The organism is Paenibacillus sp. 1-8 (assembly GCF_056316205.1).
Genome location: NZ_CM149995.1, coordinates 1,203,534 through 1,227,179, shown reverse-complemented (window position 1 = coordinate 1,227,179; position 23,646 = coordinate 1,203,534). Strand labels below are relative to the sequence as shown.

Annotated in this window: 28 protein-coding genes; 3 read left to right on the top strand and 25 right to left on the bottom strand. The window is 48.5% G+C overall.

The annotated features are described in order from the left end of the window. Window positions 1-470 precede the first annotated feature (470 nt). From AC0WRU_RS05695 to AC0WRU_RS05575, 25 genes are all read right to left on the bottom strand, one after another. Window positions 471-1,436 carry a glycoside hydrolase family 25 protein gene (locus AC0WRU_RS05695; protein ID WP_476127582.1) on the bottom strand — a complete coding sequence of 322 codons (966 nt, stop codon included), beginning with the start codon at window positions 1,434-1,436 and terminating at the stop codon, window positions 471-473. A gap of 134 nt (window positions 1,437-1,570) precedes the next feature. Continuing rightward, the gene (locus tag AC0WRU_RS05690) at window positions 1,571-2,017 is read right to left on the bottom strand and encodes a phage holin family protein (protein WP_025685137.1); all 447 of its coding nucleotides are present in this window, start codon (window positions 2,015-2,017) and stop codon (window positions 1,571-1,573) included. A gap of 501 nt (window positions 2,018-2,518) precedes the next feature. Then, window positions 2,519-2,656, bottom strand: coding sequence for a hypothetical protein (locus AC0WRU_RS05685; protein WP_476127581.1), 138 nt, complete (start codon window positions 2,654-2,656; stop codon window positions 2,519-2,521). A 16-nt stretch (window positions 2,657-2,672) separates the two neighbouring features. After that, the gene (locus AC0WRU_RS05680; RefSeq protein WP_476127580.1) at window positions 2,673-2,993 is read right to left on the bottom strand and encodes a hypothetical protein; all 321 of its coding nucleotides are present in this window, start codon (window positions 2,991-2,993) and stop codon (window positions 2,673-2,675) included. Between the two features lie 15 nt (window positions 2,994-3,008). Continuing rightward, window positions 3,009-3,596 carry a hypothetical protein gene (locus AC0WRU_RS05675; protein ID WP_476127579.1) on the bottom strand — a complete coding sequence of 196 codons (588 nt, stop codon included), beginning with the start codon at window positions 3,594-3,596 and terminating at the stop codon, window positions 3,009-3,011. Between the two features lie 18 nt (window positions 3,597-3,614). Further along, the gene (locus tag AC0WRU_RS05670) at window positions 3,615-4,403 is read right to left on the bottom strand and encodes a pyocin knob domain-containing protein (protein ID WP_476127578.1); all 789 of its coding nucleotides are present in this window, start codon (window positions 4,401-4,403) and stop codon (window positions 3,615-3,617) included. A 14-nt stretch (window positions 4,404-4,417) separates the two neighbouring features. Continuing rightward, window positions 4,418-4,807 carry a phage tail-collar fiber domain-containing protein gene (locus AC0WRU_RS05665; protein ID WP_476127577.1) on the bottom strand — a complete coding sequence of 130 codons (390 nt, stop codon included), beginning with the start codon at window positions 4,805-4,807 and terminating at the stop codon, window positions 4,418-4,420. 122 nt (window positions 4,808-4,929) lie between these two features. Next, on the bottom strand, window positions 4,930-5,718 hold the full coding sequence (locus AC0WRU_RS05660) for a putative phage tail protein (RefSeq protein ID WP_476128581.1): 789 nt from the start codon (window positions 5,716-5,718) through the stop codon (window positions 4,930-4,932). 40 nt (window positions 5,719-5,758) lie between these two features. Beyond that, entirely contained in the window at window positions 5,759-5,887 is a 129-nt protein-coding gene (locus AC0WRU_RS05655) for a hypothetical protein (RefSeq protein WP_280740285.1), read from the bottom strand. Window positions 5,888-5,931: 44 nt separating this feature from the next. Next, window positions 5,932-6,198 (bottom strand): hypothetical protein, encoded by a 267-nt coding sequence (locus AC0WRU_RS05650; RefSeq protein ID WP_476127576.1) that lies wholly within the window; start codon window positions 6,196-6,198, stop codon window positions 5,932-5,934. A gap of 20 nt (window positions 6,199-6,218) precedes the next feature. Beyond that, entirely contained in the window at window positions 6,219-6,830 is a 612-nt protein-coding gene (locus AC0WRU_RS05645) for a hypothetical protein (RefSeq protein ID WP_476127575.1), read from the bottom strand. A gap of 12 nt (window positions 6,831-6,842) precedes the next feature. After that, on the bottom strand, window positions 6,843-9,416 hold the full coding sequence (locus tag AC0WRU_RS05640) for a hypothetical protein (RefSeq protein WP_476127574.1): 2,574 nt from the start codon (window positions 9,414-9,416) through the stop codon (window positions 6,843-6,845). Between the two features lies 1 nt (window position 9,417). Beyond that, a complete protein-coding gene (locus AC0WRU_RS05635; RefSeq protein ID WP_476127573.1) occupies window positions 9,418-10,014 on the bottom strand; it encodes a YmfQ family protein in 597 nt (198 codons plus the stop codon). A 13-nt stretch (window positions 10,015-10,027) separates the two neighbouring features. Beyond that, complete coding sequence (locus AC0WRU_RS05630; protein WP_476127572.1) at window positions 10,028-11,179, bottom strand: baseplate J/gp47 family protein; 1,152 nt, start codon at window positions 11,177-11,179, stop codon at window positions 10,028-10,030. Next, window positions 11,179-11,637, bottom strand: a complete 459-nt coding sequence (locus tag AC0WRU_RS05625) for a DUF2634 domain-containing protein (protein ID WP_044645249.1) — start codon at window positions 11,635-11,637, stop codon at window positions 11,179-11,181. The genes AC0WRU_RS05630 and AC0WRU_RS05625 overlap by 1 nt, the downstream gene beginning before the upstream one ends. After that, window positions 11,630-12,037 (bottom strand): hypothetical protein, encoded by a 408-nt coding sequence (locus AC0WRU_RS05620; protein WP_476127571.1) that lies wholly within the window; start codon window positions 12,035-12,037, stop codon window positions 11,630-11,632. The genes AC0WRU_RS05625 and AC0WRU_RS05620 overlap by 8 nt, the downstream gene beginning before the upstream one ends. Continuing rightward, window positions 12,030-13,007, bottom strand: a complete 978-nt coding sequence (locus AC0WRU_RS05615; protein WP_476127570.1) for an XkdQ/YqbQ family protein — start codon at window positions 13,005-13,007, stop codon at window positions 12,030-12,032. Before AC0WRU_RS05615 ends, AC0WRU_RS05620 begins: the two co-directional genes overlap by 8 nt. Next, complete coding sequence (locus AC0WRU_RS05610) at window positions 13,004-13,645, bottom strand: LysM peptidoglycan-binding domain-containing protein (RefSeq protein ID WP_476127569.1); 642 nt, start codon at window positions 13,643-13,645, stop codon at window positions 13,004-13,006. Before AC0WRU_RS05610 ends, AC0WRU_RS05615 begins: the two co-directional genes overlap by 4 nt. Window positions 13,646-13,682: 37 nt before the next feature. After that, window positions 13,683-15,686, bottom strand: coding sequence for a hypothetical protein (locus AC0WRU_RS05605; protein ID WP_476127568.1), 2,004 nt, complete (start codon window positions 15,684-15,686; stop codon window positions 13,683-13,685). 177 nt (window positions 15,687-15,863) lie between these two features. Beyond that, entirely contained in the window at window positions 15,864-16,298 is a 435-nt protein-coding gene (locus tag AC0WRU_RS05600) for a phage tail assembly chaperone (protein ID WP_044645253.1), read from the bottom strand. Between the two features lie 76 nt (window positions 16,299-16,374). Beyond that, window positions 16,375-16,782: a phage tail tube protein gene (locus tag AC0WRU_RS05595; protein ID WP_134910844.1), complete on the bottom strand. Its 408-nt coding sequence runs from the start codon at window positions 16,780-16,782 to the stop codon at window positions 16,375-16,377. 63 nt (window positions 16,783-16,845) lie between these two features. Continuing rightward, window positions 16,846-18,312 (bottom strand): phage tail sheath family protein, encoded by a 1,467-nt coding sequence (locus tag AC0WRU_RS05590; protein ID WP_476127567.1) that lies wholly within the window; start codon window positions 18,310-18,312, stop codon window positions 16,846-16,848. Between the two features lie 2 nt (window positions 18,313-18,314). Then, the gene (locus AC0WRU_RS05585) at window positions 18,315-18,533 is read right to left on the bottom strand and encodes a YqzN/YkzM domain-containing protein (RefSeq protein WP_134910845.1); all 219 of its coding nucleotides are present in this window, start codon (window positions 18,531-18,533) and stop codon (window positions 18,315-18,317) included. 10 nt (window positions 18,534-18,543) lie between these two features. Further along, on the bottom strand, window positions 18,544-19,515 hold the full coding sequence (locus AC0WRU_RS05580) for a hypothetical protein (RefSeq protein ID WP_476127566.1): 972 nt from the start codon (window positions 19,513-19,515) through the stop codon (window positions 18,544-18,546). Window positions 19,516-19,877: 362 nt separating this feature from the next. Continuing rightward, a complete protein-coding gene (locus AC0WRU_RS05575; protein ID WP_476127565.1) occupies window positions 19,878-20,354 on the bottom strand; it encodes an ArpU family phage packaging/lysis transcriptional regulator in 477 nt (158 codons plus the stop codon). A 280-nt stretch (window positions 20,355-20,634) separates the two neighbouring features. On the opposite strand from AC0WRU_RS05575, the gene AC0WRU_RS05570 reads away from it, so the two are divergent. The 3 genes from AC0WRU_RS05570 to AC0WRU_RS05560 all read left to right on the top strand — a co-directional run bounded on the left by AC0WRU_RS05570 (window position 20,635) and on the right by AC0WRU_RS05560 (window position 23,622). Continuing rightward, window positions 20,635-21,105, top strand: coding sequence for a helix-turn-helix domain-containing protein (locus AC0WRU_RS05570; RefSeq protein WP_476127564.1), 471 nt, complete (start codon window positions 20,635-20,637; stop codon window positions 21,103-21,105). Window positions 21,106-21,116: 11 nt separating this feature from the next. Beyond that, window positions 21,117-21,554 (top strand): ImmA/IrrE family metallo-endopeptidase, encoded by a 438-nt coding sequence (locus AC0WRU_RS05565; protein ID WP_476127563.1) that lies wholly within the window; start codon window positions 21,117-21,119, stop codon window positions 21,552-21,554. A 181-nt stretch (window positions 21,555-21,735) separates the two neighbouring features. Next, window positions 21,736-23,622 carry a 5'-nucleotidase C-terminal domain-containing protein gene (locus AC0WRU_RS05560; RefSeq protein WP_476127562.1) on the top strand — a complete coding sequence of 629 codons (1,887 nt, stop codon included), beginning with the start codon at window positions 21,736-21,738 and terminating at the stop codon, window positions 23,620-23,622. Window positions 23,623-23,646: the final 24 nt, after the last annotated feature.

Genomic DNA, 23,646 nt, shown 5'->3' with positions numbered 1-23,646 from the left:
TGAAATCGCTCTTGGGATTGTTGCAAAATGCTCAAGTAGGAGGTGTGTAAGGTAATTTTATATGTAGAAGTAGATATCAACACCCTGTGGTTCAATTCAATCGGCCTCCGTGATGTATGCCTAAAGTCTCGTACCCGATGCGATGGTCTGTGAGGTTATGAGGAAGATTGCTGTCTCCAAGCATTCAGCTTTTGTTGAATCATAGTGAGAAATGTCATATATACTCACAGTATTACAAGCGATTACATGAATGGAGAGTGATTACTGGATACTTTACTATAAAATGAGGTGGTAGACAAGAGCGTTTTCATAGATTTTTTTAAAATTCCCGCATGTTTTCGGAGAGAAATGTTAGTTAATATCACAGGGAAGTAATTACAAATATATGAAAAAGAACGCGGCTTTACCACCTGCTCGCGTCCTCTTTGCAAGATCCAATTTCCCCACTTGGTTCCTGTTTGTTCAGTAGTTTACGACGATTTCTTAAACACACCCAGACGGTTCAAGACTACAAGCAGGCGATAAAAATCATAACTGCTCGGCAGCTTCGCATCCACAATCGGACTTGCCGGATTAAAGGCAACGGCTGCGGCCACAGCTTCCTTTGCCCAAGTTGGCACTGGTATAGCCTGACGCGTCTCCAGGTCAGCTACTCGCTGATCCACTTTTTTAATATAAGCGCTCTGTTCGTTCAATGTCTGTTTGAGCACATCCTTGCTGTTTTCAAGCGCGGCAACCTGCTGCTGCAAGGCTTTAAATGCCGCTTTTTCCTCTGCTGTCATCGGCTCATCCCCCTCTTCTCCTGCAAAAGCTTGGCGCAGCTCTGCCTCTGTTCCCGTATATACATTCAGGTCAACAGGTCCTTGAATCCCATCAACCCGTCCGCTGTCGCTGTATTGCCAGAAGTCCCACTGCTTCCATGCTGTGGTATCGCTGGGCACTCGTGTGCTATAGCGCGCAATCCACAGCTTATAGGCTCCCAGCGGCGCCTTGAAATGTGCCGCAAATGCGTTCCCCGTATATACCATCGGCTTGCGACCGCTTACCCTTTCAAATTCCGTCAAAAACGCCATAGCTACATCATGGATCGCGGCAGAGCTAAGTCCACCCGGATTGTTCTCATAATCCATGACCGCTGGAAAGTCCAGCGCTTTTGAACCTCCAACCTGATCCAGCACCTCGGCAAAATGTCTGGCCTCCGCTTTGGCCATGTCAACGCTGGTTGCATCTACAAAATGGTAAGCCCCCAGCAATACCCCTGCTGCCTTGGCCCCTTTTGCATTGGTGATAAATGTCGGATCTACGTAACGCTGCCCCTGACTCGCTTTAATAAAGGCAAACGATTTGCCATTGGCTCGTACACGTTTCCAATCAATATTTCCCTGGTACCGGGACACGTCAATGCCTTCGGCAGCGTTAGGACTGCGATTTTGCATAAGGCGATCCCTCCTTGTCATTCATAATGTTGTAGCCGTTGATGTTACTGTTATAACTATGCTTGGACCATTGAAGCGGTCCGGGCCCTTCCATCTTGATGCTGAAAATGGGGCAGAGGTGCATTCTGCTCACCTTATGAAGCTTTGTTTCCTTTGTCGGAGGGGTCTGTTGGCTTTTTCTTTTCCCCGATCGACTTGGATTCAAAAATGGCTACCGCATTTCGCAAAATATCCGGCATCGGCACTCCCATTCGACCCACATTTTCAATAATCGACAATAGTTCATTCGCCAAATAAAAGAAAACGACGGCATCCCGGAAATAATGTGCATCCCCGAGAATACCGTCGATCAGATGAGCTACTGTAATCATCAAAAACACCGTAACCTTGCGAAAAATACCGTAATAGCCTTCTCGGCTTTTCAATGCTCCGTTAATCCAGGCCGCCGCCCAGCCGGTAAAAAAGTCGATAATGACCATCCATAACAACAACGTCAACATCGTCGTCCACCCCCCGAAAAAATAACCGATCAAGGTCCCCGTGGAAAACCCCAGCCAAATCTGATCGACCTTTTCATGCATGCTTGTTCCCCCTTTTGAACCAAGGTGTAAAATGAATGTCCCCTTGAGGTAATCAAGGGCACAAAAGACACACTCCGTTGTGAGCGTGTTTGTTAAACATTTTGCGCTGTTGCTCGTTTTGTCGCCTGTGTAGCTGGCGCTGCTTCTTTAGCTCCAGTCATCATCCTGTGCATTCCCTTACCAGACTTTGTTCGTCCTTGTGCATACAGAAATATCTTGCTCCATATACGTCTTGTAGTCTCTGTGCAATGGTGATCCACTCATCTTGGATTTGGAGCAATCAGGGAGACTCTCGGCAGTTATACGTATGATTACAGGTGAATCCGAACAGCCGTATCTCAGAAGACTGATCAACTGAAACGGTAAAGGCATACCCATTGCGGCCCACACGATGCTGCGAAACATTTAATTTGGCTTACTACTTGCTTCCCCTTAGAAAAAAATAAGCCCCCGACCACTCCGAGGGCATAAAAAATACGCCTTGCGGCTCTGTTTATGATTTTATGCTGTTTTGTTTATAACTTCCGACACGATCGGTTTTAGATTGTATAGATTAGGCACCTCATCCAACTTATACGTGCCAGTCATGACCAAACTAATCCACACCTTGACCAAACCGCTATTAGGCGTAAATGTCATCGCTCACCGCCTCCCTTCATGATTGCTGTGTAACAGCGAACATCATAGTCAACTCGGCTACTGCTGCTTTAAGCTCAACGTTTTCTGCTTTCAATGCGGCGTTGTCGATCAGAAGTCGCGCCGCCTGCGGGTTATTCAGCACTGAATAATCTGAGTCAATAACACCGATTTCACTATTTACGGCTTTCACTGTAATGGTGTATATGAATTCGTCACCCGGCTTATACTTTTCCGACTTGGCCACCGCGTACCCTTCCGGTGCTGTCGGCTCTGCGGTCGTAATGGCCACCACGTTACCGGTTTCCTTATGGTATTGCACAAAATTGTAATCAGACATGATCGTGCCTCCTTATTAAAAGTATGTCCAGCTATTGCTACCGTTCCAAATTTCCCGGCCATCCAATAAAATGCGGTAAAGTCTTACCCGTTTCCAATAGGTTGCATCGGCATTGATGGAAGCATGAGCGCGTAAATAGTAGTATCCGGACAATCCGGCTACATACAAGCTTTTTGTGGCTCGTGATACCCGGAGACCCTGATACGTTCGGACGTTAAATGTACCACCGTCGCCCATCTGCTCCGTCGACGCTATGAAAATACCATCGGACCTAGAATCCACTGAACCTTCCAGTGCGAAATCAAAGTCAACGTAGGTAACATTGGTCAGATCCACTGGTGTATTTGTTACCACAGCAGCGTCCCCGCCGCCAGTGCTTGGACTGTATGCGTACAATTCCACATGGTCCCTCTGTTTGCTTACGTATGAATTACTTCCCGATATGGCCCCTTGCTGCATAGTCAGGTCTGCATTCCAAACAGGTCGCCATGCTCCCGACACTTTAACCCATATATTTTGTACCTTCCTCCACGATCCCGAAACCTTCACGGATACTCCAATGGGCGTTTTCCACGCCCCGTCAACTTTAGTACCTAGAGCCATGCAATACACCACCTCTATTTATTGATATTTAAACCAAATATCCCCATCATTTCCTCCTGATGGGGAGGCAGATGAAACGATCATATTTCTAGCTACAGACTTTAAATAATCGACCTCTGCTCTCGTAGGGTTCCAGGTCCAACCACTCCAAGCTCCATCTCTTTTATATCTCGAGTATACATTTACGTTATTAAAGTTGTAGGCTTCTTGTACAAACCAGCCAGTATTGTGCTTTATATTTTCGACCCAATACCATTCACCATTCGGTGCATTCCCTATATTAGATCCCATGTACCAACCTGTAGGACGGTCGGCGTTTAAATCCTGTCCTGAAATATCTTGCGCAGATCCATTATCGGCTGTGACCTTAACCCGCTGACCACTAACTGCCAAATCGTATGCTGCTTTGACTGCGCTTGGGGTTGCCGCCTGATCCGTTGCTGTACTGCTCACCGAGTTGTTCAGTTGAGTAATTCCTCTGGCCTGCGTAGAAGCAGAAGGCAAATCTGACGCAGGGTGACTATGCTGCTTTGGAGCTGCGTAATCCCTTGTATATTGTTTGGCATTCCCCTCTGCTGCACTCCATGCCGCTTGCTTGGCTGTTGTAACATGAAGGTCTGTATTGCTGGCATGATTGTCTAGCGCTTCTTTGGAAGCAACCCCGTTTCCAGCCGGGTCCTTTTTGATATTTTCAACCTGTGCGGCCAATTCCTGATCGTTAGCATAAAGTGTATCAATCGGTACATTCAGGACATCTGCATGACCTTGATCTGTGGTAACAAATCGACGTGGCTGTTGTATGCTCATACTCAGTATCCCCCTTAATAAATGTCATCAATTTCAAAAACAAACTCCATGTCAGTATCCTTGACCTTGTTACTCATTGTACGGATGGCAGTCAACTTACCCGCTGAATCTACCAAAGCCAGTTCATTAATCGTCTCACCCGCCAATTCATTTTCTGCCAGTGAGCAAGTATAACGAATTGTTGCAGGAGCAATAAATTCAAAGCTCGTAATATCCTTTTGAACCAGTTCCTTTTTCAACACCTGTTCTGTTCCATCCAAAGGCAGTGGCTTTCCTGCTTGATCCACGCCTCCGCTACCAAACGCCATTTTTACCACTTTAGTTAGCGTACCACCCTCAGCGCGGGCACGTGCCATTTGTTCTCTTGCATATGCAGTCGTGACTGTCAAAACTTGTTCTGCCATACTTACCATCCCTTCTATATATAAAGTTAACGTTTTCTCCTTGGCAAATCATTTTAATATGAGGCAGCTATGTCGTTCGTTTTCATCCTCTTGCCAATGAGTTCACATAAGTTGTAAGTCAGCTAAATTAAAATAACCGTCTCGGTTGAGCTTAAAAGCCGGGTACCATCGAGCTTCATACTTCCATCAAATTTCCAGTAATGATTCCGAATCTTTACGTTGCCTTCCTGACGATTGTCCTCGCGATGCAACATGGATAGTTTCGTACGATTCAAATAACGCAGACGTTCCCCAGTCCACCCAGACAATGAAGCTACTCCGTTCAGTAACTCAACGCCATCCAAGTACCAAGGTTGTCCACCAAAAAAGCGAACTCTCGAACGTAATCGAATACGAGAAACGATTTTATTCTCATGAGGAAATACAAGCCTAGTCTTGTTATTCATGTAAAAAGCAAGGTGAGCAGGCTTAATATCCTCAATGATCTTTTTGAAATCAGCCATATTTTCAGGGATACGGTTTTCGAAGCTTATACCAAACTTATATTTGGTCGGGTAAAAATCTACTTCTCCATATACACCAAATGAGTCGATGATTTTCCGTATCAAATCTCCTGAAAATTTACCGTTCCCACGGAGCTTCGATTCCACAACGGATCGTCGCTGCTCCAACGGCTTTTCCATATGAATAGGGATGCTTAGCTCCATCTCCCAGCGTTCCAGCGCCCAGGTGGCGGTGCAAACGAAAAACTGGGCTAATGTATCATTTAATGCGAGATATAGAGCATCCAATTCACTACCTTTTGCGTCCATATCAGTTTGCATTACACGGGAGGTTTCGTAATAAGCCGGTAGATAGGAGAATAGCTCCTGTCCCCGAAAACTGCTCCTTTGACTGTTGTTATCCTCCATTACACTCTGTATATTGAGTTGATTATTGTTCAATCCATCACTATACACCGACGATCACCATCCCTTGCTCCGTCGCCTGACCAAATTGAATCCTTTTATGCTGATTACTCCATTTATTCATTTTCGGCTCGGAACGATCAGTCATGGTCGGATTCATTCTTTTACACATGCTCGTCCCCCCTTTGGGTTCAGACTGTTTTTTTGTTCTGTTCGCTATACTGTTTTCTTGCGGAAAATAGAGCTATACCATTTAACCGTTTCTCCCTGCTTATTCGTAATATCCTCAGATGACGAATCTTCTACGTTACCCGGTACCAGATCAGAACGTTTGGATAAAATAATCTCCATTACCTTCCCACGCTGTTGTTCATCCAAAACATAGCTTCCAATGATCGTAGCTACGTCGCCCTCTCCCCGATCACAGCGGGTGATGCAGGCATGAGTACAAATACGCAATTGAGCCTCTGTTAAAGCTGCCATGGTTATAATTTCACCTCCATTTATTTCCCTGTAGTGCCCAGCATAAGCTGAATCAGCGTTACTTCCAGATCTGCAATACGCTGCTTCAATTGATCTGTCTCACTTGGCTGTTGCTCCGCTTTTTGTGTCAGTTCCTTAATTGCTTCCTCGCTTAAGCCTTCACTCCAAAATGTCGTGGGGTCTCTTCGCTCTGGAGACGTAAAGGCCTGGGCAAGATAGACAGGCTCGTCCCCACGTTCGTTTTCCGGTTTGCTTTGCCATTCATCATGGAGCTTCTGAAATGAAGCTTGTGATTCCTTGTTGATCTGCTCGTATGCTTCCTGTGCTTCTGCCAGCTTTTCACCGTATTCTGCTTCATAAGCCAGCCAGCTTTGGATATCAAAACGAGGATGGTATAAGCCCGGTGGCACTATAATACCGACGGTATAGCCAGCAGGGATGTTTTCCTGGCTAGTTTGATCCGTAGTATTGGAATTAGTGACGGTAGGGTGATATGTGTCTAGCTGCTCGTTTGCATCAGATAGCGTGAGCGAAGATGGAGCATAAAAAGGGACGACGCCAGAAAAGGCATCGTCCACTAGCTCGTCCTCCAGATAGAGTCCATCTGTATTTACTTTAGCGACTGCTTTCATGTGAAGCCTCCTTTATTTTTCCGCTAAAAAAGATATACCGTCAAGCCATACACCAGCATAATTTATATTCTGTAATACCACATTCCCTGCCGCGTCAATGATCAACGTCGAGTTGGTGGATGTGCTACCGTCTCCGTATGAATAGGTAGGTATTTCAGTACGTTGGTTTGGTCGGAAACCTTCGGGCAATTTAAAAATACGTGTACCAGCCGTGGTAACGCCCCCCTGAATTTGTCCCTTGAAACGAACAACACCGTCAGACGAACGAAAATACCCTACAGGTATTGTCTGACCCCACCCATTAAGCAAAGTCGGCGTAATCCACGATGGGTTATCCTTCTCTGCCTTCTTATTCTCCAATGCCGACATCCGCGCCGTGTTCTGTTGTACACTCTCCACCAAGTCAACCAAAAGCGTCTTCTCGTTGGCTGCATAGCTACCGACAAAGGATGCCACAGGAGACTTATCCAGCATCAGGTATGTGACACTGTAGGCGGCTGTAACGTCATGGTCTGACTCATATTGTTGCCCCAAGGCCCCAATAGGTGTGACCATACCCTTGGTAAGCATCCAAGTAGGATCAAGGGAACCATTTCGGTAAACCGCCAAAATAGCAGCAGCCTTCCATTTAAGCCACGCTGTAGTGGTGTAGTTTGCGTTATTGATATTCCACAATTTTTCCACGGGTTGCTGATACGGATGATTAGATTCCCGCACCACAATACCCGTGCCTACTTCAACCTGATTATCACCCTCAACAAAGGATAATTGACCTTCACTAACAATTGGCTCTACCGTTGGGGTGGCAAGTTGGTATACGAGTTGGTATGGTGTCCAGCCTTTCGCTTGCGTTGTTGGTAAGCTTGTAGAAGCTTCGGGCCAGCTTCGAGTTACACCATCGTCTCCACGTCGCGCCCATGCTTTCAAGCCCGTGCCGTTGTACAGGTTATTGACAGGAGTATCCGGGTTAACGTAGCCGTTGGCTTGATCGGCTTTATACATTACCCAGCCCAAAAAATAAGCTTTAATCTCGTCGGCTGTTGGTGTGTAGCTGTCTCCCCATCCGCTGTCTGAGTTAAAAATAGATACATCAAATGCATCCTTAGTCGTCTGATTACGGAAATAGGCGTTATCTGCCGCTGTCATTGCGGAATTATGTGTCAGAATCTTCCCATCGTACTTAGCAACATATAGCGAATCATACGCTTTAGCTGGACCTAACCCGGATATTCCTGCAACTTTATAGCCTGGATAGCTACCCGAAAGCGTCCAGACGAACGATCCATCCAGCGTCACACTGTTCCATTTTTTAGCCTTGAAATACTGCCCATCACGTTCAAACACTGTATCCGCATTTGCCCCTGTAATCGGGTCTGCGTACAAGTCCGTTTGCAGCGCAAGCATGGAATCCTCACGTGGCTTGAATGGTTTGGCTGTGTTGCCAATGTTGAGCATAGGGCTAGACATTGTCACCACTTGAGTGGATGTACCTAACATACGTGTAACCACGCCACTTGATCCGACGGGTACGGTAATGGTAACCGAAATTAACCCATTTCCTGACGCACTTCCAAGTGCCATACTTTCGTCTGCATTGTTAACCTGAATACGTCCAGTTTCGTTGCTTGAATACGCTGAAAATGTATACGTTTGCTCTGGGGTAAGCGGTTGAACTAACGTAATCAGTTTATTCTCGCTCGTAACTGTACAGCTTTGCCCATCATTAATAATTGGCATTCCCTGTTTTGCTGACCACTCGTAAAGCGTCGGCAGTAGGTTTTCTCCATACCGTATCGCATACGGATTACGTACAGGCATTACGCTATCTACATATGGGTATTTCGACGCTATTTGTTCTAGCGTCATACTGGCAAGTGCTGTGTATTCAGTATCAGAAATCTCATATAATCTAAGGGCATCTGCATAGCCAATCTGACCGACTGCTGTAACATTAAGTCGCGCCATCGCTTGGGTATTATTAACATCTGCTGAGGGCGAGAAGGCTACATAAGTGAACTCCCATTTGTTCTTGGAAGTAACCAACGGACTTGAAAAGCTAGTTCCCTGAATAACGATGTGCATATTACTGCCAGATTCGTTGTACAAATTCCCTAGAGCAATATACTTTTTGCCTGCTTTTATTGTCGTTGTTGTGTTACCAAAACCATCAGCAATAGCATTGGCAAGTTCTGCTGTTATCTTTAAAGATCCACTGCCTGCTATGCTTTTTTTGGTATCAATGTCCAACGTAGACTGGAAGCGTCCGAACCTCGAAAGGGCTTTCGATCCTCCCCAATCCCTACCTAACAAGTTCACCAACGTACGCCCGCTCAGCCCCGTGAGCGAGAACGGCGAAGCCTTTTCCGCATGAACAATTTGCACCCCAGGTGACAGCGTAACCTCCTTACGCTCCGTTGTATCCAACCGCTTCTTAATCGCATTCACACCATCATTCACATCACCTGCAAAATTATCTACAGCGCGCCAGTTTTGATCCAGATACTTCTCCAAATCAAAGTACGTTGTTTTGGGCGATGTACGATCAATTTGATTTAACCCGAGATTCGGTGTTTTTTCGCTCGCCATATTACGCGCCACCTCCTAAATATCTATCCTGTGTTGTATGTTCATTTTCATAGATGGTCATAGACTCGACTTCAGCAATGGTCAGGTAGCGTAGTTTATATTCAACCGCCAAATGAGCTGGCTTGATCTCCTCGATGGCTGCTTTAAGATCCTCCACATTGGGCGGAATCCCGATGGTATCTATAAATTTGACCGTGAATCCCCATTCGGCGGGATGAAAGGTAACATCTACCATACCGCCGTCATATGCTTCGGCTACATTTTTGACAAGTCGGCCGGAAAAAGTCCCTGCTCCCCGTAGCTTCGACTCTACTACTGCACGACGCTGGTCCAGCGGCTTGCCAAGGTCGGTTTCGATACCCAGCTCCATTTCCCAGCGTTCCAATCCCCAGGTAGCGGTACGGACGAAAAACTGAGCCACCGTCGCATCCATCGCCAGATACAAGGAATCCAGTTCACTACCCGTCGCATCCATATCAGAGCGCATCACACGGGAAATTTCATAGTAGGCGGGTAAATAGGAAAACAGCTCGCGTCCCCGCAAGCTGCTCATTTGCCCCTCTTCACCCATAGCTAGACGATTCGTTTGATCGTTCATGTTCGTACCATCATTACTCACTGACGCTCACCGTCCCCAGCACCGCCACCTGACCTGATCCAATTTCAATATTTTGATTGCTCTGTCCGTTGATTTTTAGCTCAGAGAAATCAATAATAATCGGAATGTCCAGCAAAACAGCAGAAATCCGGGTATACCGAACCAACGGGTCTTCCTTGTAAAAAGCAAGCTGCTTCAAATACGTCCGCACACCGCTTTCGATCAGCTTTTTGATTTCGTCCAGTGTGGACGGCTTCTCTTTGGTGCGCTGTACCTTGACCGAGATGTTAATTTCCACCTCTGTCGCTGGCATGATCGTCACCACAGGCCCCGCTGGTGCCAGCCCTTCGCCTTGTCCATCCTGGGTTGGATCAATATACTTCTGAACAGCAGCGACGATATCCGGACTGGCAGCACGTTTATCCGTGTCCAGCACATATAAAGCCACCGTACCCGGCCCTTTCCACAGCGGAACAACCTCCACGCCGCCTACTCCGGCAATTTCATTCGCCCATTGCGTATATTGCGCCTTGTTGCCGCTTGTGCCCTGGTTCCGCACCTTGGCATAAAAACGCTCCAGCAACAGCTGGTCGCTCTCAATGTCCGTGCCACTTTTAGTCTCCTCCGCATTCATAACGGAGGAAACACCACTGACTGGGCTCGCCATCACCTGAATGACACCCGCGGGTACGTTACCGCTGCGACCGGGATTGACTGCCCGGATCGCCGCTTCTCCTTTACCCTGCTCATCCAGCGTGACTGATGCCGTAGTCGCATACTCAATGGAAGCTTCCCCCGATACATCATCTGCCGGGGTCGCCACCAACGTTCCCGCCAGGACGGTCGTTCCCGCTGTGCCCGTGAACGTGACCATACCTGAGGCAGCAACCGCTTCCCGCCGTGTCACTCCATGCTCTGCTGTTCGCAGATCCAGCTCCGGCGAGCGAAAATCCGGGTTATCGCTGGCCGCCGTACTGGCAAAGCCCCGGCGCAGCAGCTCCTGTGCCCAGATTGCCGCTTCGGAGAGCATAAATGCCACGGGTGCCTGCGCATCCCAAATAAAAGAACCCTCGGACTTATCAATGTCCGAAGGCACTTTTTCCAGCATACGACTTAAAATTTCCTCTTCCGTCTGGTCTACCAAATATTCCGGCAAGTCTGCCATTAGATCACCACACTTTCCACAATTTCCGTTTCATCCCGCACATTCGTAATCTGGCAGCTAAAATGGCATGCCTCGCCTTCCCAGCTAAACGTAAACTGATCCACACTAGCCGTGCGAGCATCTGCCAGCAACGCTTCGGTGACCATGCGCTTGATTTCACTTTCCTGAACACCATGCCCATAGCTGCTGCCGATCAGCTCCTCCAGCTCGCTACCATAGTCGGGAGAATAGATCACATGACGGTAGCGGGGGGTACGAATTGCTTTTTCACACCACTGCACCCAGGCTTCTTTTTCACCTGTAGTCACGATTTTACGGCTGGGGCTCATAACAAATTCTCCGGCTTCAAAATCAAACCGCCAGCTTCGTCCAAATACCGCCCGATTATCCTCCAGCACATCCGGGTCCGTAATATCCGTCCAGAGCATATCATCCGTTTCGGGAAATAAATTAGCCACGTCCACTCACCACCTTGCACACCACAACCACATCGTTGCCGCTATTCACCCGAACCGCAAGTACGCGATCTCCGGGCTTCAGTCCTTCGTTCAGGCTCAGTTTCACATTCTCCAGCTCGTCCTCCCCGATATAAAAGGAGGTTTTCAGCTCCTTGCCCTCCCAATTCTCCGACTCCACTGCGGTTGAGGTACCTTTATACATATGACGCGGTACAGACAGCAATCCCGGCAGCTCGGCGACCAAATAATCCTGAAGCTCATGTTTAAAATCGTCCAGCTTGATTCCCGTGGAGGTAATCGTGCCTAGTACCGCGCCCACTCCGCTCAGCGCTTGCTTGGTATGCTTGTGAAAAGAGGATTGCAGCGCGGTTGCCAAATGCCCGTAGGGGTCCTTATTCAAGATAAAACCTCCTTTTTACATCGTCATACGTGCCCAACTCCAGCGACATACTGCCGGGGTTACCCAATTCTCTGCTCACTGAAATCACCAGCAGCTTCATAGAACCCAGCATCACCGCGTCTCCTGCACGAATCGTGTTCATATCCGGTGCATTTAGCGATATCGTTTGTTGTATGCCTCTCAGCTTACTTTTGGCCAACTCACGTGCGGCTGCACCCGATTTCACCTCGTCATCCTGCACGATCACCTGAAGCGTTCCATATTTGGCAATGTCCTTTTCCTCAAGCGCCATCACCTTGGACGGAACCTCGTTGCCCGTTTCACTGGCCGCCGTAGCCAGCACCTTCACCCTCGTGGCCGCGCCTTCGAGCGTACGGGATTGTGTCGTATCGGTCACTCTCTCCAAAACATACACATCTTTGTTCGTTCCCAGCTCGTATAGCTCCAAACCGGAGGTAATCATCCGAGGATGATAAAGCTTACCACCCGCCTTTGCCGTTTCACGCAGATCGCCCAGCATCATGGAATAGATGGACTGTGTCCGGTATACGGCACGCCCCAGCAACTTTTTCGTGTCTGGCAATGAAGCGATTTTCAGCTTCCAATCCCTGGCATATTTCTGAAAACGCTGAGTAGCCGTCTGCTTCGCAGGGAGCAAATATTCATCCTCCGACTTGTCCAAATACACCGTGCGATCATACAATGTCAGCGTCATACGCTTGAGTCCATTGTTGGAGGTTTCCACTTCCCAAATAACCGCTGGAGACAGCAAGGGGACATAGTCTTTTTTTCCATATGGAATGCCACTAACCCGAATCGACATCCCTGGAGAAATGGGTGGCATATCCGGCGTAACGACCAGATTGACCGTGCCCTGATAAGCGATTTGCTCTAGCGAATCCCTCAAATTAATGTTCTCCACCAGCGGCGACAAATCATATTTATCCTGTAAAATAACTTTATAGCTCATGACAGCACCAGCTTTTGCCCTGGTTTAATCGCATTCGGATTTTGACCAATGACCTTTTTGTTAAGTTGATAAATACGGCTCCATTGTGAGCTGTCCCCCAGCTCCAGCTTGGCAATTTTGGACAAGGAATCCCCCGATTTCACCGTGTAGGTTTTCTTCTTTTCTTTCATATCCGTGCGGGGCTTTTTGTTGACTGTAGAAGACTTCGTCCCACTACCGGCTTTTTTGGATACCTTCATTTCACTCCAGGTCCGCAGCGAAAGATCAAAATTCACGTCCCCATATTCCCCGCCCCGAAAGGTTGAATTATGAGATGCTACAATTACAGGTACATTTACAGCCGTCTCTGAAATAATGAAGCGTAATGGCTTTTGGGACAGCAAAAAACCATTCAACGTGTTCATGGCCTCCTGCGGATCGGGTAAATCTTTATAATTGCAATACGATTCATCGTACTCCTTGGGAAAAAAAGAAGAGAAGGAGATTTCCTTCACCTTCTCCCCTTGCGGAAAATCAAACTCCCCATAGGATAAAATCGTCGTCGTATCAAATCCCTTTTGCCGTGAGATCGTCACTTCCTCGGGATTCACCGGAAAAATAAACTTAAATCCCTTACCATCCGTTAAACTAAATTCCATCTCTTTCCTCCTTCCCCGTTACTCCCACCCTACTGCATTACATAGCTCCTCCGCTCGCAGGCTTGGTGTTCTGCGTTGCCCGCAGAATCTCGGCTTTGAGACGGTAGCCAATTTGCGTAATAAGTCCCTCCACATCCAGCTTGTTTTCATGCACAGTTACCTGTACAGCCCCTGCTGGAAGATTGAATTGGTTCGTAGTTTCCGTCTTAAAATCCTTCAAAAAGCCGGAGAGTGTTCCCATTTGTTCTGGGCTAATCTGTACCACTTGAGGAGTCGGATTACCATTACCTTTGCCTTTAGCTTTGACTCCATTGTTCGCATGAGCCGCAGTATTCAGCAGTGGGTTTGGATTTACACCCTGGTTAGCAATAACCATCGGACCATAAGGGTTAGGGACGCCATTTAAGGCTGGCTGTCCAGGCCCATACATCACTTGAGAGCCGGGCGGTAATCCCGGAAAAGCTGGCATAGGCGTTAATGGCTTAGTCGTCGTTACAGGTGTAGTGGATTGAGGTGGTGTCGCAGGCTTGGGTACTTCGGCTGGCTTCGCCGGGGTTTTCTTGGGCTCATCTTTACCTCCAAAGGAGAAGAAGTTGGAGATGCTATCACCAAAGGCTTCACTCTTTTCAGAGAGCCAACCTGTGACTTTGGACGCTTTTTCCTTGATATCAGCACCATGGTCTGAAATCCATCCGCCTACTTTGCCCCCTAAAAAGTCGCCTGCTAAACCGCCTACATATGAACCAACAGCAGTACCAACACCTGGAAGCAAAAATGTTCCTATTGCTCCCCCTACCGTACTCCCAACCGCCCCACCTACAGTGGAACCAATCGCTTGTGCGCGTTCCTTACCCGGAGCTGATGTAGCTATGCTTGCTGCATCTGCCAGAACCCCCAAAGGTCCACTAATAAACTTTTTGCTTACACCAAGACCTTTACTCACTTTTTCAACTAATCCGCTATCGCTCACCATATCCAGAACAGAAGAAGTATCTATATCTGTTCCACCAGCGAGCAAGTCGCCTGCAAAGCTAAGAATACCACCCGACTTGGAAGAGCGACGATTACCAGAATTTCTCGGATTATTTCTTGGACTAGGAACTCTTCGGTTAGGATTAATCCGGGGATTGGACTCTGCAGGGCCTGCGGTGCTTTGTCGTCCGCTTCTGTTTCCTCGTGTTGAGTTCCGATCTCTAGTATTAATCCTTGCAATCTCTCCGGCTCTTGAATTAAAATCTCCTTGACCACCCGAGGATCGACGGCCACCGCTTCTGTTGCCAGACCTTCTGCCTCCTGTACGTCTGTTCCTTCTTCCTTGGCCAGCACCACCGCCAAAACCACCAGTAGATTTATCAGAGGTAACTTGAATTAATTTCTTAATTAATTCTTTAATCTCCGAAAGGTCCGTATTACCTGTCGCACCTTCCGTGTTACCTTCAGCTACCTCTTCTTTTTTATCCGGAAAAAAGAATTTTTTTAGTACTCCTTTTGCTCCGCCTTCTTTCCACGTTTGTTTGGTCTCCATAAAAGCGGCAGGCATCTTTTTAAACGTTTGAAGACTTAAATCTTCACCTGTAACCCCTTTGTATACTTCCTGGACAACCTTGGCAGGTTCATTATACTTTTGCAGCGCCTCAGCCCACGCTGGAAGTTTACTTTCCTCTTTTTCCTTAGGAGGCTTATTTCCATTAAACAAAGCCATATTTTTTACTGCCCTTGTATTACTGTCTAGCGCCTTTACAAGAGCATTAACACCTTCGATGGATATGTTACTGCTACTGCTCGCCTTCACATTTACATTCCCCGAGGCGTTAATAATCTGAGATTTAACTCGGTTAATCTTGTTCAACAGATTATCCAGCCCTTTGGAGGCCATATCGTTCAGCACAATTTCCGGAGCCATGCGGGTACGGCCTATTTTCAAAACACGCCCTTGAATCCGCTCAAAATAGCGTTCCATTGCGCGCAATTCGCGGTTCGCCTTAATGACGTTTTTAGGATCAATCACGAGGTTCATGCGGTAATTTAATGCTTCTGCCATATTTCAATGTTCACCTCCTTGTTTATGCTTTTGAAGAAACCATACTGTCCATTTCCTGTTCAGCAAACGCTAGCAACAGCATGCGCTCGCCACGGGGGAGCTGCCAAAAGTCTCCGGGGCGGAGGTGGTGCCGGACCCACAAGTGGTACAGCATCGTCGTCATTCCCCCGGAGTTGATTAGTTTTTTAGATCAGCAATTTCCACGCCAAAGCCAGACAGTTCCAGCACTTTGTCGCCTACGGCATCCAGCTCACCTGCCAGCAGCATACGACGGACAGATTGTTCGCCACCGGACAGCTTCAAGCGGCTTGTAATCCGGGGATCACCCCAGCCACTAAGGGACAAGCCCTTCACTTCCAATTTGCCGGTAGCTTCGGAAATCAACAACGCATTGAACGTCTCGGTATCTACCTTTTCATCCACTGCACCCTTCACGGTACGGCGAATGGTACACCGTTCACGAATGCTGTCCACCTTGCTGGAGGTCAGGCCATGCAGCACAATTTTCATATCGAGGCGCTTGATACGCACCGTTTCCTCTGGCAGTTTTTCAGCGGCTTCAAACAGACTGTCCAAGATTTGTTCTTCTGTCATATTTTCATTCAAGCTCATAAGTCATTCTCCCTTATTATCAATTTGTATTGGGGGAACGGAACACCTTACGGCATCCCTATTCCCCGTGTTCATATTAGTTCGCTACAATCGGATCAAGCAGCTCATAACCTTCAAAAGTGAAGGTCGTTTCTTCCTGCACTTCCTCGCCAGCTGTCCAGTTGGCAAGCTGAATTTTGTCAGGAGTGCAACGGATAAGACGAATACTTTCATGCCCGAAGGCTTCCGGATCATCCAGTTTGGTAATAATCTCAAAACGGTTAAAACCACGACGAAGCATATCGGACGTAACCTTGTAGCCACTCATCGTGCCCGTTCCTTTTTTAATACCACGCTTGTGAACCTTCCAGTCATTGCCCACGAGGTTCAGCTCGCGTTTTTCCATTTCCACGCTGGCTTCCAGCTTATTGATATTCGTCTGCCATACCCCGTCCACATGCGCCTGACCATACGTACCTAAAATGACTCTTGAAGCATCCAACATTTATTTTTCCTCCTCAAAATGATCCATAATATAGTTTTGAATTTCTAATTTCCCGCGATATTCTTATTGCACGTAAAATGTACCAAACAGTTGCTCCATCACGTCGGTCAGCTTCACGTTCCATTGCAGGAACACTTGATCCGGCTCCGGTTTGATAACTGGCGCATCACCATAGTAAGCCGGATCGAGAATGACATCGTAGCCATCGGCTTCGATCACGTTGCTTAGCGACAGCTGTGCCAGGTATTCTTTGATCGCACCGATGAGAGCCAGACGGCCTTCCACCGTGTTGTTGATTTTGCCAATGTAAGTCTCTTCGGCTGCACGCTGCAAGTCAGCGTTAATAGCATCCATGACACGAATAGAACGGATTTTCTTCCACGCGTTGTTTTGTCCGGCAGCCGGGTTCACCAAGCTGTTGATCCCACGCAACGCTTTGACCTGACGGCCGTCGAAGAACAGCAGGAAGACACCATTACGGACAGCCTGCTCCTGCTCGGAGCGTGTCCAGCGGCGGGTCACGTCTTCAAAAGGCGTCACCGCATATGTGGCGGATTGATTCAGACGTTGACCTGCGATCAGTCCGGCTACATAAGCAGCCGTCTGAGCGGAGCTGTAGTCCGTACCTGCCAGACGCACGCCAGTACCCACGTTTACGATTCCTTCATGGTTGAGCGCCAGAGAACGGGCAGAGGCCAAGCTGACAGCGGTTTTGGATACATCATCTGCCGCAGAACCACCAAACACGGCGATAACGCCCTTGCCTTCGCCCCGGACACGCTTGATCCACGCGGCAAAGCTTTGCAGCAAGGCCAGATCCGCTGCATAATCGAGCGCGAGGACGTTAAATTCCTGTCCTTCCAGCGCTTCCTGCATCGCGATATAATCGGCGTTAACCAGCGTGCTATTACCGCTGTTGCCGCCAATGAGATGTACGCCGCTGACATCCGCCGGAATGCCGCCATTACCGACAACCTCGGCCTTCACCCATACATTTTCGCTGTTCTTGTTCATCGCTTCGGCAATCGAAGCAGCCGTACCGTCGCTGCCTTTATACGTACCCAGCAGCTTGGTGCCCTCATAGAGACGCACCTCACGGGCTTGCTCGTCACCCAAGGTTGGCTGTACCGTTACGGCAAAGCCATTACCGCGACTACCTGTGTACAAAGCCTGCAAGCGCAGCACATCGGTTGGTGCCTCACCGCCACTTTTCAGCGTCACAGTTGCTGGTGCAGCCGTGTCATCTGCCAAACGGTAGGCCAACAGCTTTTTCGGTCCACCCAGCAGAGCCAGATACAGCGTAGAATACGCTGTTGCTCCATCCAGACTGTCATTCGAAAAGATTTGGCTGATCGCCGTTTCACTACCAATCTCTACAAACTCACGTACAGGACCCCAGTTGGCTTTAACCGGTACAACGACCGTACCGCGCGAGCCACCTTGAATCGCTGAAGCTGCTGCTGCCTGAAAATTCATATACAAACCCGGCAATACCGGTTTATTCGTGTTTTCCCATGTTCCGCCTGCCATAATTAATCCACCTTCGCTTTCATAAATTGTTCGATTTTAGTGTGTGCTTCTGCTACCGTGAACAGCTTGTCCTGTGTGCCAAAAAAGGCGCCTGCCAGCACTTCTTCCTTCACGGAAAACAATTGTTCCGCGTGCTCCTTAAGCTCCTCCAGCGTATAGCGGGGGCCGCTTGCTTCCTGCCCGGCATTGACCGGGGCCTGCTCGTTGTTTTCCAAGGTCACTCGGACCACCTCATTTCAAAATAGGATGAATTTCCACTCTGCGGATTAACGCCGCTTCCTCAGCCGGACGCATACGTCGCTGTACCAGCGTCAGCCGGAGCTGACCGTCCAAAATCGCATCCGCCTGCAAATCTGCGGAAGCTTCTGCCGTAGACATGTAACGGCCCTTCTCCTGATCCAGAGGAAGCTGAATTTGGGCGGCAAAGCCCTCGACCAGCGCGGAAGCCGCGCGGTTCTCTTCGGTGGTGTCCGGGGCGGTAATATGCCCGATGAACCGTTTGCGAAGTTCATACATGGAGGCTCCTGCCATCCTGGTCTCGCAGCCGCTCAGCCGCCATAGCACCGCATGCCGTCCCGGCTGTGCGGGCCATGCATCGGCGTACACCGACCACGTCTCGCCCAACTGCTTCTGCGTCCAGCGGGTCAGCGCAGCCAGCCATTCATCCGGCTGTGCAACACCGTTTGCCGGAACAGCTGCTGGACTACCTTCCGTTTCAGGCACATACACGCCAAAACGTAGCGTTCTGTAGGCCTTGCCCGTGACGGTATCCAGCTTTTCCGCATCCCGCACGCCCAAATAGTGCGCGGTAAAAGCCGACGTGTCCTCGCCTTCACCTGTCACCGGTTCCCGGTGCAGTCCGGCAATCAGGGCGTTCGCCCATACATCGGCCTGTGCCAGCCCGGCTTGTCCTGCGTACAGCTTGATGCGGACAACCTGCCGATATCCGGCCCAGGACGACTTCCAAATTTCCTCGCCCAGCGCCATAACGGCGTACGGCTCCTCTGCCGTCTGCGACGGTGGCTGAACATCGTATACGCGCCCTTGAAGCGCTGGAACAATGTCAATGAGCTTTTGTTTAAAGGCTTGTCTCATCCTGCGGCATGCCACCTTTGCGCATCCTGCGTTCGCATGTTGTGGCTGCTTACCCAAGCTTTTTTCCACTTCCGTGTTCTCATCCGGCGCAGCCTCAACCTCATGCATTGCAGCATCCATTGCTTAGGCAACACGACTCCTCCTTTCTGTACCACGAATTCCCGGGAATCGACAGGGACGACAACCGCATGAAAAAACCGGCCCTGATGGCCGGCTAACGTTTGACTGTGTGTGTCTTCGGTATGTCCTCTTGTCTTGATTCCCGATGATATAATCTTACACCCTTATAACGAATGCGTTGCCGGGGAAAAGGACGATAAAAGCAGAGACTAGGGATGAAGTTGGGCGGTATTTTGAGAACATATGTTCGTGTTATTAAAAAAGACCTTGACCCCTGCTATTACAGGAAATCAAAGCCTTTTAAGAAACGATATTAAAATAGAAATGCGAACGAATGGGTAATTATTACATCATCCCCATTTTCGATCCGCGCCCTTCTGTAAGCCTGCCAGATTCAAAACACCTTGATCCGCCAGGGCAAGCGCCATTTTGTAAAAAGCCCGGGTGCGGATTTTCGTGTACGTATCCTTGCTTACTGGCGGATCGAGCACATAATTGTAAACCTTGTAGTCGAACACATCGTCATCCTTTAAATAGCGCTCACGGATGAGTAACTGTTCGCGTTCATTCAAACGGCCGACTACGACATCCACCATTTCGCAATAAGCCAAACGAGCTGCAGGAGCATCTACATTATATACGGCTGTCCGTGCCGTTGGATCGCTGGTCACATTCGTCGGGCCGTTCGGGCGATCCGTATAGCCGGCAGTAATGAAACTTTCCCGGTCCATAAAGGTAATGGTTTTATAAATCCGATATTTTTCAAATACCCCCTCCAGTGCGTTCTGCGTTTTGCGTCTGTCCAATTCGGGTAAGTTATTTTTCATGTAAAGCAACACTCCTTATCTTATGCCTTTTGACAATGATGTATTTTTTTTAAATCGTACAACTCTTACGTTTACAATTCGTTCCCCTTTTGTTCGTATTATGAGTATAACATAACATTATTTAGGATAGCTATCCATCGGCAAAAAAAGCGATATAGCTTCAAAAACAGGATATTCGCTTTATTTTTCTATGCCTTTTGGCATATTACGTGCTTTTACTATTTGCCTAATGGTATAATGGAACTAATCTTTTATTCTGTTGCAGAAGGGGGTCGCCATTGTGGAACAACCAGCATTCGGAACATACTTAAAGCAGCAGCGTGAGCACAAGCAATGGAGCATTAACCAATTGGCAGAAGCGGCTGGCATCAGCAATTCACAAATTTCCCGTATTGAAAACGGACTGCGTGGCGTACCCAAGCCCTCTACTCTCCGCAAAATAGCCGACGCGCTCGGTGTATCGTATACCGAGATGATGAAGAACGCCGGATATTGGGGAGACGATGATTCAGTAGAGCAACATTCACACGAGTCCTATCGTTCCAACGTACCGGAATGGGCTACTTCCAAAGACCGCCGGGATTTTAAAAAAATGCTGGAGGAAGACGGCGAATTGATGTTCGACGGCATTCCGCTGGATGAAGAAGATCGTCAACGGATCAAGGATGTGCTGACAGGTCTGTTCTGGGAAGCCAAACAGATGAACAAGCATAAACCCAAATCGCCCCCAACGGGCAGTGATCAGGAATAGCAGGTGAGCGCATGAACGATCTCATTCACAAACTCGTCCGAAAATACCGTACGAACTGCCCCTTCGATATTGCGAAAGCTCTGGATATCCATATCCGTTACAGCGATCTGGGTCCCACAACCAAAGGACTGTATTATCGCAAGCTACGCAGGAGATTCATCGTCATCCACAACGGGCTTACACCGGAGTGGGAACGATTCGTCTGTGCGCATGAATTGGGGCATGACCGACTTCATAAAGGCGTCAGCCGCTTTTTTATGGAAGAGCATTCCTATTTCTGCCCTGGCAAATTTGAGATGCAAGCCAATCGGTTTGCTGTGCTTTTGCTCAGTGAAGGACAACCGCCGCTTACTGAAGAAACGCAGGAGCACTATTTATCCCGGATCGGTCTGCCCAAGGAGGCTATCCTTTTTTTGACCCTAAAACAGAACGTTAGTTCTCACATATAATTGTTGTTTATTACTTCCTCTTCAATATAGGTAATTTCACGATGGCTTTAACAACCGATATATAAAAAAAATTTTCATTGCTCTTATATAAAATAGAAGTTATTTTTACAATCTTCTGATAAAATGTGGACGTAAGCGGTTTCTCTAATTCATTCATTTTATAGGAGGTTGAAAGAACAACATGAATTCATGGAAAAAAATTTCGTCCATCTTGACGACCGCCGCGCTCCTGCTCGGATGTCTTGGAACAGCAGCAGCAGACCCGGCAGCCAGTACGGGAACAGCGGGAAGTGCAACTCCTCCGGTCAGCGGGAAACACATCACCATCCTACATACGAACGACACCCATGCCCACGTGGTCGCGAACGACAAGGAAATGGGCTTCGCCAAGCTGGCAGGCATCATTGACCAGTACCGCGCTTCCAATCCCAATACGCTGCTGCTGGATGGCGGAGATACGGTTCATGGAACGACCTTCGCTACCTTGGTCAACGGCGAGAGCATCGTGAAAGTAATTAACAAGCTTCGCTATGATGCGATGGTACCAGGCAACCATGAGTTTAATTACGGCTGGAAGCATCTTGTGGAGCTGAGTAAGGAAATTCAATTCCCGGTACTCAGTGCCAACATTAAGCAAACAGACGGAACACGTTTGTTCCAGCCTTATGTCATTAAAGAAGTAGATGGCGTTAAAATTGGTATTATCGGCCTGACTACACCCGAAACAGCATACAAAACGAATCCTAAAAATGTCGAGGGCATTCAATTCACCGATCCTGCTGTTGAAGCCAAAGCGGCTGTAGATGAAATCCGCAGTAAAGTGGATGTTGTCGTGGTCCTCGGTCATCTGGGACAGGATGCATCCAGCAAAGACACGAGCCTTAAGGTCGTGAAGGAAGTGCCCGGCATTGATATTTTCATTGATGGACACAGTCATACCGTACTGGAAAAAGGCTTGGTCGCTGACAATGGTACACTGATTGCAAGCGCGGGCGAATATACGAAATATCTGGGCGTTGTGGATTTATGGGTTGACGGCGGTAAGGTTACCCAAAAACAAGCGAAGCTGATTGATTCGACGCAAGCAGTCGATGTTCAGCCCAATGCTGAAATGGCTACATTGATCGCCTCTGTTCAGAAGGAACAGGAACCTATCCTCAAAGAGGTTGTAGCACAAACGAGTGTGAATCTGGAAGGAGCGCGTGAAAAGGTACGTGCAGGTGAAACCAATCTTGGCGACCTGCTCACCGATGCCATGCGTGATATTTCAGGGGCAGATGTGGCCCTGACCAACGGCGGCGGCATTCGGGCGTCCATCAAAACGGGAACAGTAACCAAGGGAGACATCATCACTGTGCTGCCCTTCGGCAACCAGATTGTTACCCTGAAAGTGAAAGGCTCCGACATTCAGGCAGCACTTGAAAATGGCACTGCCTCCTATCCGGAGCCAAGCGGCGGTTTTCCACAGGTATCGGGGATCTCGTTTAAAATAGATACATCAGCAGCCAAGGGGAGCCGCGTCCATTCCATCCTGATTGGCGGAAAAACGCTTGATCCTGATGCCACGTACACACTGGCAACCAATGACTTTACGGCTGTAGGCGGAGATCAGTATACAATGTTCGCCAAATATCCGCAGGCAGGTATGTTCGGATCGCTTGACGAGGCGCTGATTCGCTACATGCAAAAGGTTGGCTCCGCCAGCCTGCAAGTACAAGCAGACGGCCGCATTCAAGAAGCCAAAGCAGACGGCAAGGCTTCCGTTCCTGCTGCCCAGCCTGCACCATCTGCTCCAACCGCAACACCGGCACCTGTGCAGGAAGAACCGCAAGTGGTCTCTACCCCGTCTGCGAAACCTGCACCAGCCAAAGCTCAAACAGCGAAGCCACAGCAGACAAAGGCTTCTGCGCAAGCTGCAAATAGCCATGTGTATATTGTAAAGTCCGGGGATACACTGTATGACATTTCCCGCCAATACGGGTTCACCTGGCAACAGCTTCAAAAGCTGAACAAGCTGAAAAATCCTCACCGCATTTATCCGAGGCAAAAGCTTGACCTCCCGGCCTAATTCAATAAGCTTGTAAAGGCAGCG

Coding starts and splice junctions, on each gene's coding strand:
- AC0WRU_RS05695 (WP_476127582.1), bottom strand. CDS start 1,436: ATGCAAAATCGCAGTCCTAACGCTGCCGAAGGCATTGACGTGTCCCGG.
- AC0WRU_RS05690 (WP_025685137.1), bottom strand. CDS start 2,017: ATGCATGAAAAGGTCGATCAGATTTGGCTGGGGTTTTCCACGGGGACC.
- AC0WRU_RS05685 (WP_476127581.1), bottom strand. CDS start 2,656: ATGACATTTACGCCTAATAGCGGTTTGGTCAAGGTGTGGATTAGTTTG.
- AC0WRU_RS05680 (WP_476127580.1), bottom strand. CDS start 2,993: ATGTCTGATTACAATTTTGTGCAATACCATAAGGAAACCGGTAACGTG.
- AC0WRU_RS05675 (WP_476127579.1), bottom strand. CDS start 3,596: ATGGCTCTAGGTACTAAAGTTGACGGGGCGTGGAAAACGCCCATTGGA.
- AC0WRU_RS05670 (WP_476127578.1), bottom strand. CDS start 4,403: ATGAGCATACAACAGCCACGTCGATTTGTTACCACAGATCAAGGTCAT.
- AC0WRU_RS05665 (WP_476127577.1), bottom strand. CDS start 4,807: ATGGCAGAACAAGTTTTGACAGTCACGACTGCATATGCAAGAGAACAA.
- AC0WRU_RS05660 (WP_476128581.1), bottom strand. CDS start 5,718: ATGGAGGATAACAACAGTCAAAGGAGCAGTTTTCGGGGACAGGAGCTA.
- AC0WRU_RS05655 (WP_280740285.1), bottom strand. CDS start 5,887: ATGTGTAAAAGAATGAATCCGACCATGACTGATCGTTCCGAGCCGAAA.
- AC0WRU_RS05650 (WP_476127576.1), bottom strand. CDS start 6,198: ATGGCAGCTTTAACAGAGGCTCAATTGCGTATTTGTACTCATGCCTGC.
- AC0WRU_RS05645 (WP_476127575.1), bottom strand. CDS start 6,830: ATGAAAGCAGTCGCTAAAGTAAATACAGATGGACTCTATCTGGAGGAC.
- AC0WRU_RS05640 (WP_476127574.1), bottom strand. CDS start 9,416: ATGGCGAGCGAAAAAACACCGAATCTCGGGTTAAATCAAATTGATCGT.
- AC0WRU_RS05635 (WP_476127573.1), bottom strand. CDS start 10,014: ATGAACGATCAAACGAATCGTCTAGCTATGGGTGAAGAGGGGCAAATG.
- AC0WRU_RS05630 (WP_476127572.1), bottom strand. CDS start 11,179: ATGGCAGACTTGCCGGAATATTTGGTAGACCAGACGGAAGAGGAAATT.
- AC0WRU_RS05615 (WP_476127570.1), bottom strand. CDS start 13,007: ATGAGCTATAAAGTTATTTTACAGGATAAATATGATTTGTCGCCGCTG.
- AC0WRU_RS05610 (WP_476127569.1), bottom strand. CDS start 13,645: ATGGAATTTAGTTTAACGGATGGTAAGGGATTTAAGTTTATTTTTCCG.
- AC0WRU_RS05605 (WP_476127568.1), bottom strand. CDS start 15,686: ATGGCAGAAGCATTAAATTACCGCATGAACCTCGTGATTGATCCTAAA.
- AC0WRU_RS05600 (WP_044645253.1), bottom strand. CDS start 16,298: ATGAGCTTGAATGAAAATATGACAGAAGAACAAATCTTGGACAGTCTG.
- AC0WRU_RS05595 (WP_134910844.1), bottom strand. CDS start 16,782: ATGTTGGATGCTTCAAGAGTCATTTTAGGTACGTATGGTCAGGCGCAT.
- AC0WRU_RS05590 (WP_476127567.1), bottom strand. CDS start 18,312: ATGGCAGGCGGAACATGGGAAAACACGAATAAACCGGTATTGCCGGGT.
- AC0WRU_RS05580 (WP_476127566.1), bottom strand. CDS start 19,515: ATGCATGAGGTTGAGGCTGCGCCGGATGAGAACACGGAAGTGGAAAAA.
- AC0WRU_RS05575 (WP_476127565.1), bottom strand. CDS start 20,354: ATGAAAAATAACTTACCCGAATTGGACAGACGCAAAACGCAGAACGCA.
- AC0WRU_RS05565 (WP_476127563.1), top strand. CDS start 21,117: ATGAACGATCTCATTCACAAACTCGTCCGAAAATACCGTACGAACTGC.
- AC0WRU_RS05560 (WP_476127562.1), top strand. CDS start 21,736: ATGAATTCATGGAAAAAAATTTCGTCCATCTTGACGACCGCCGCGCTC.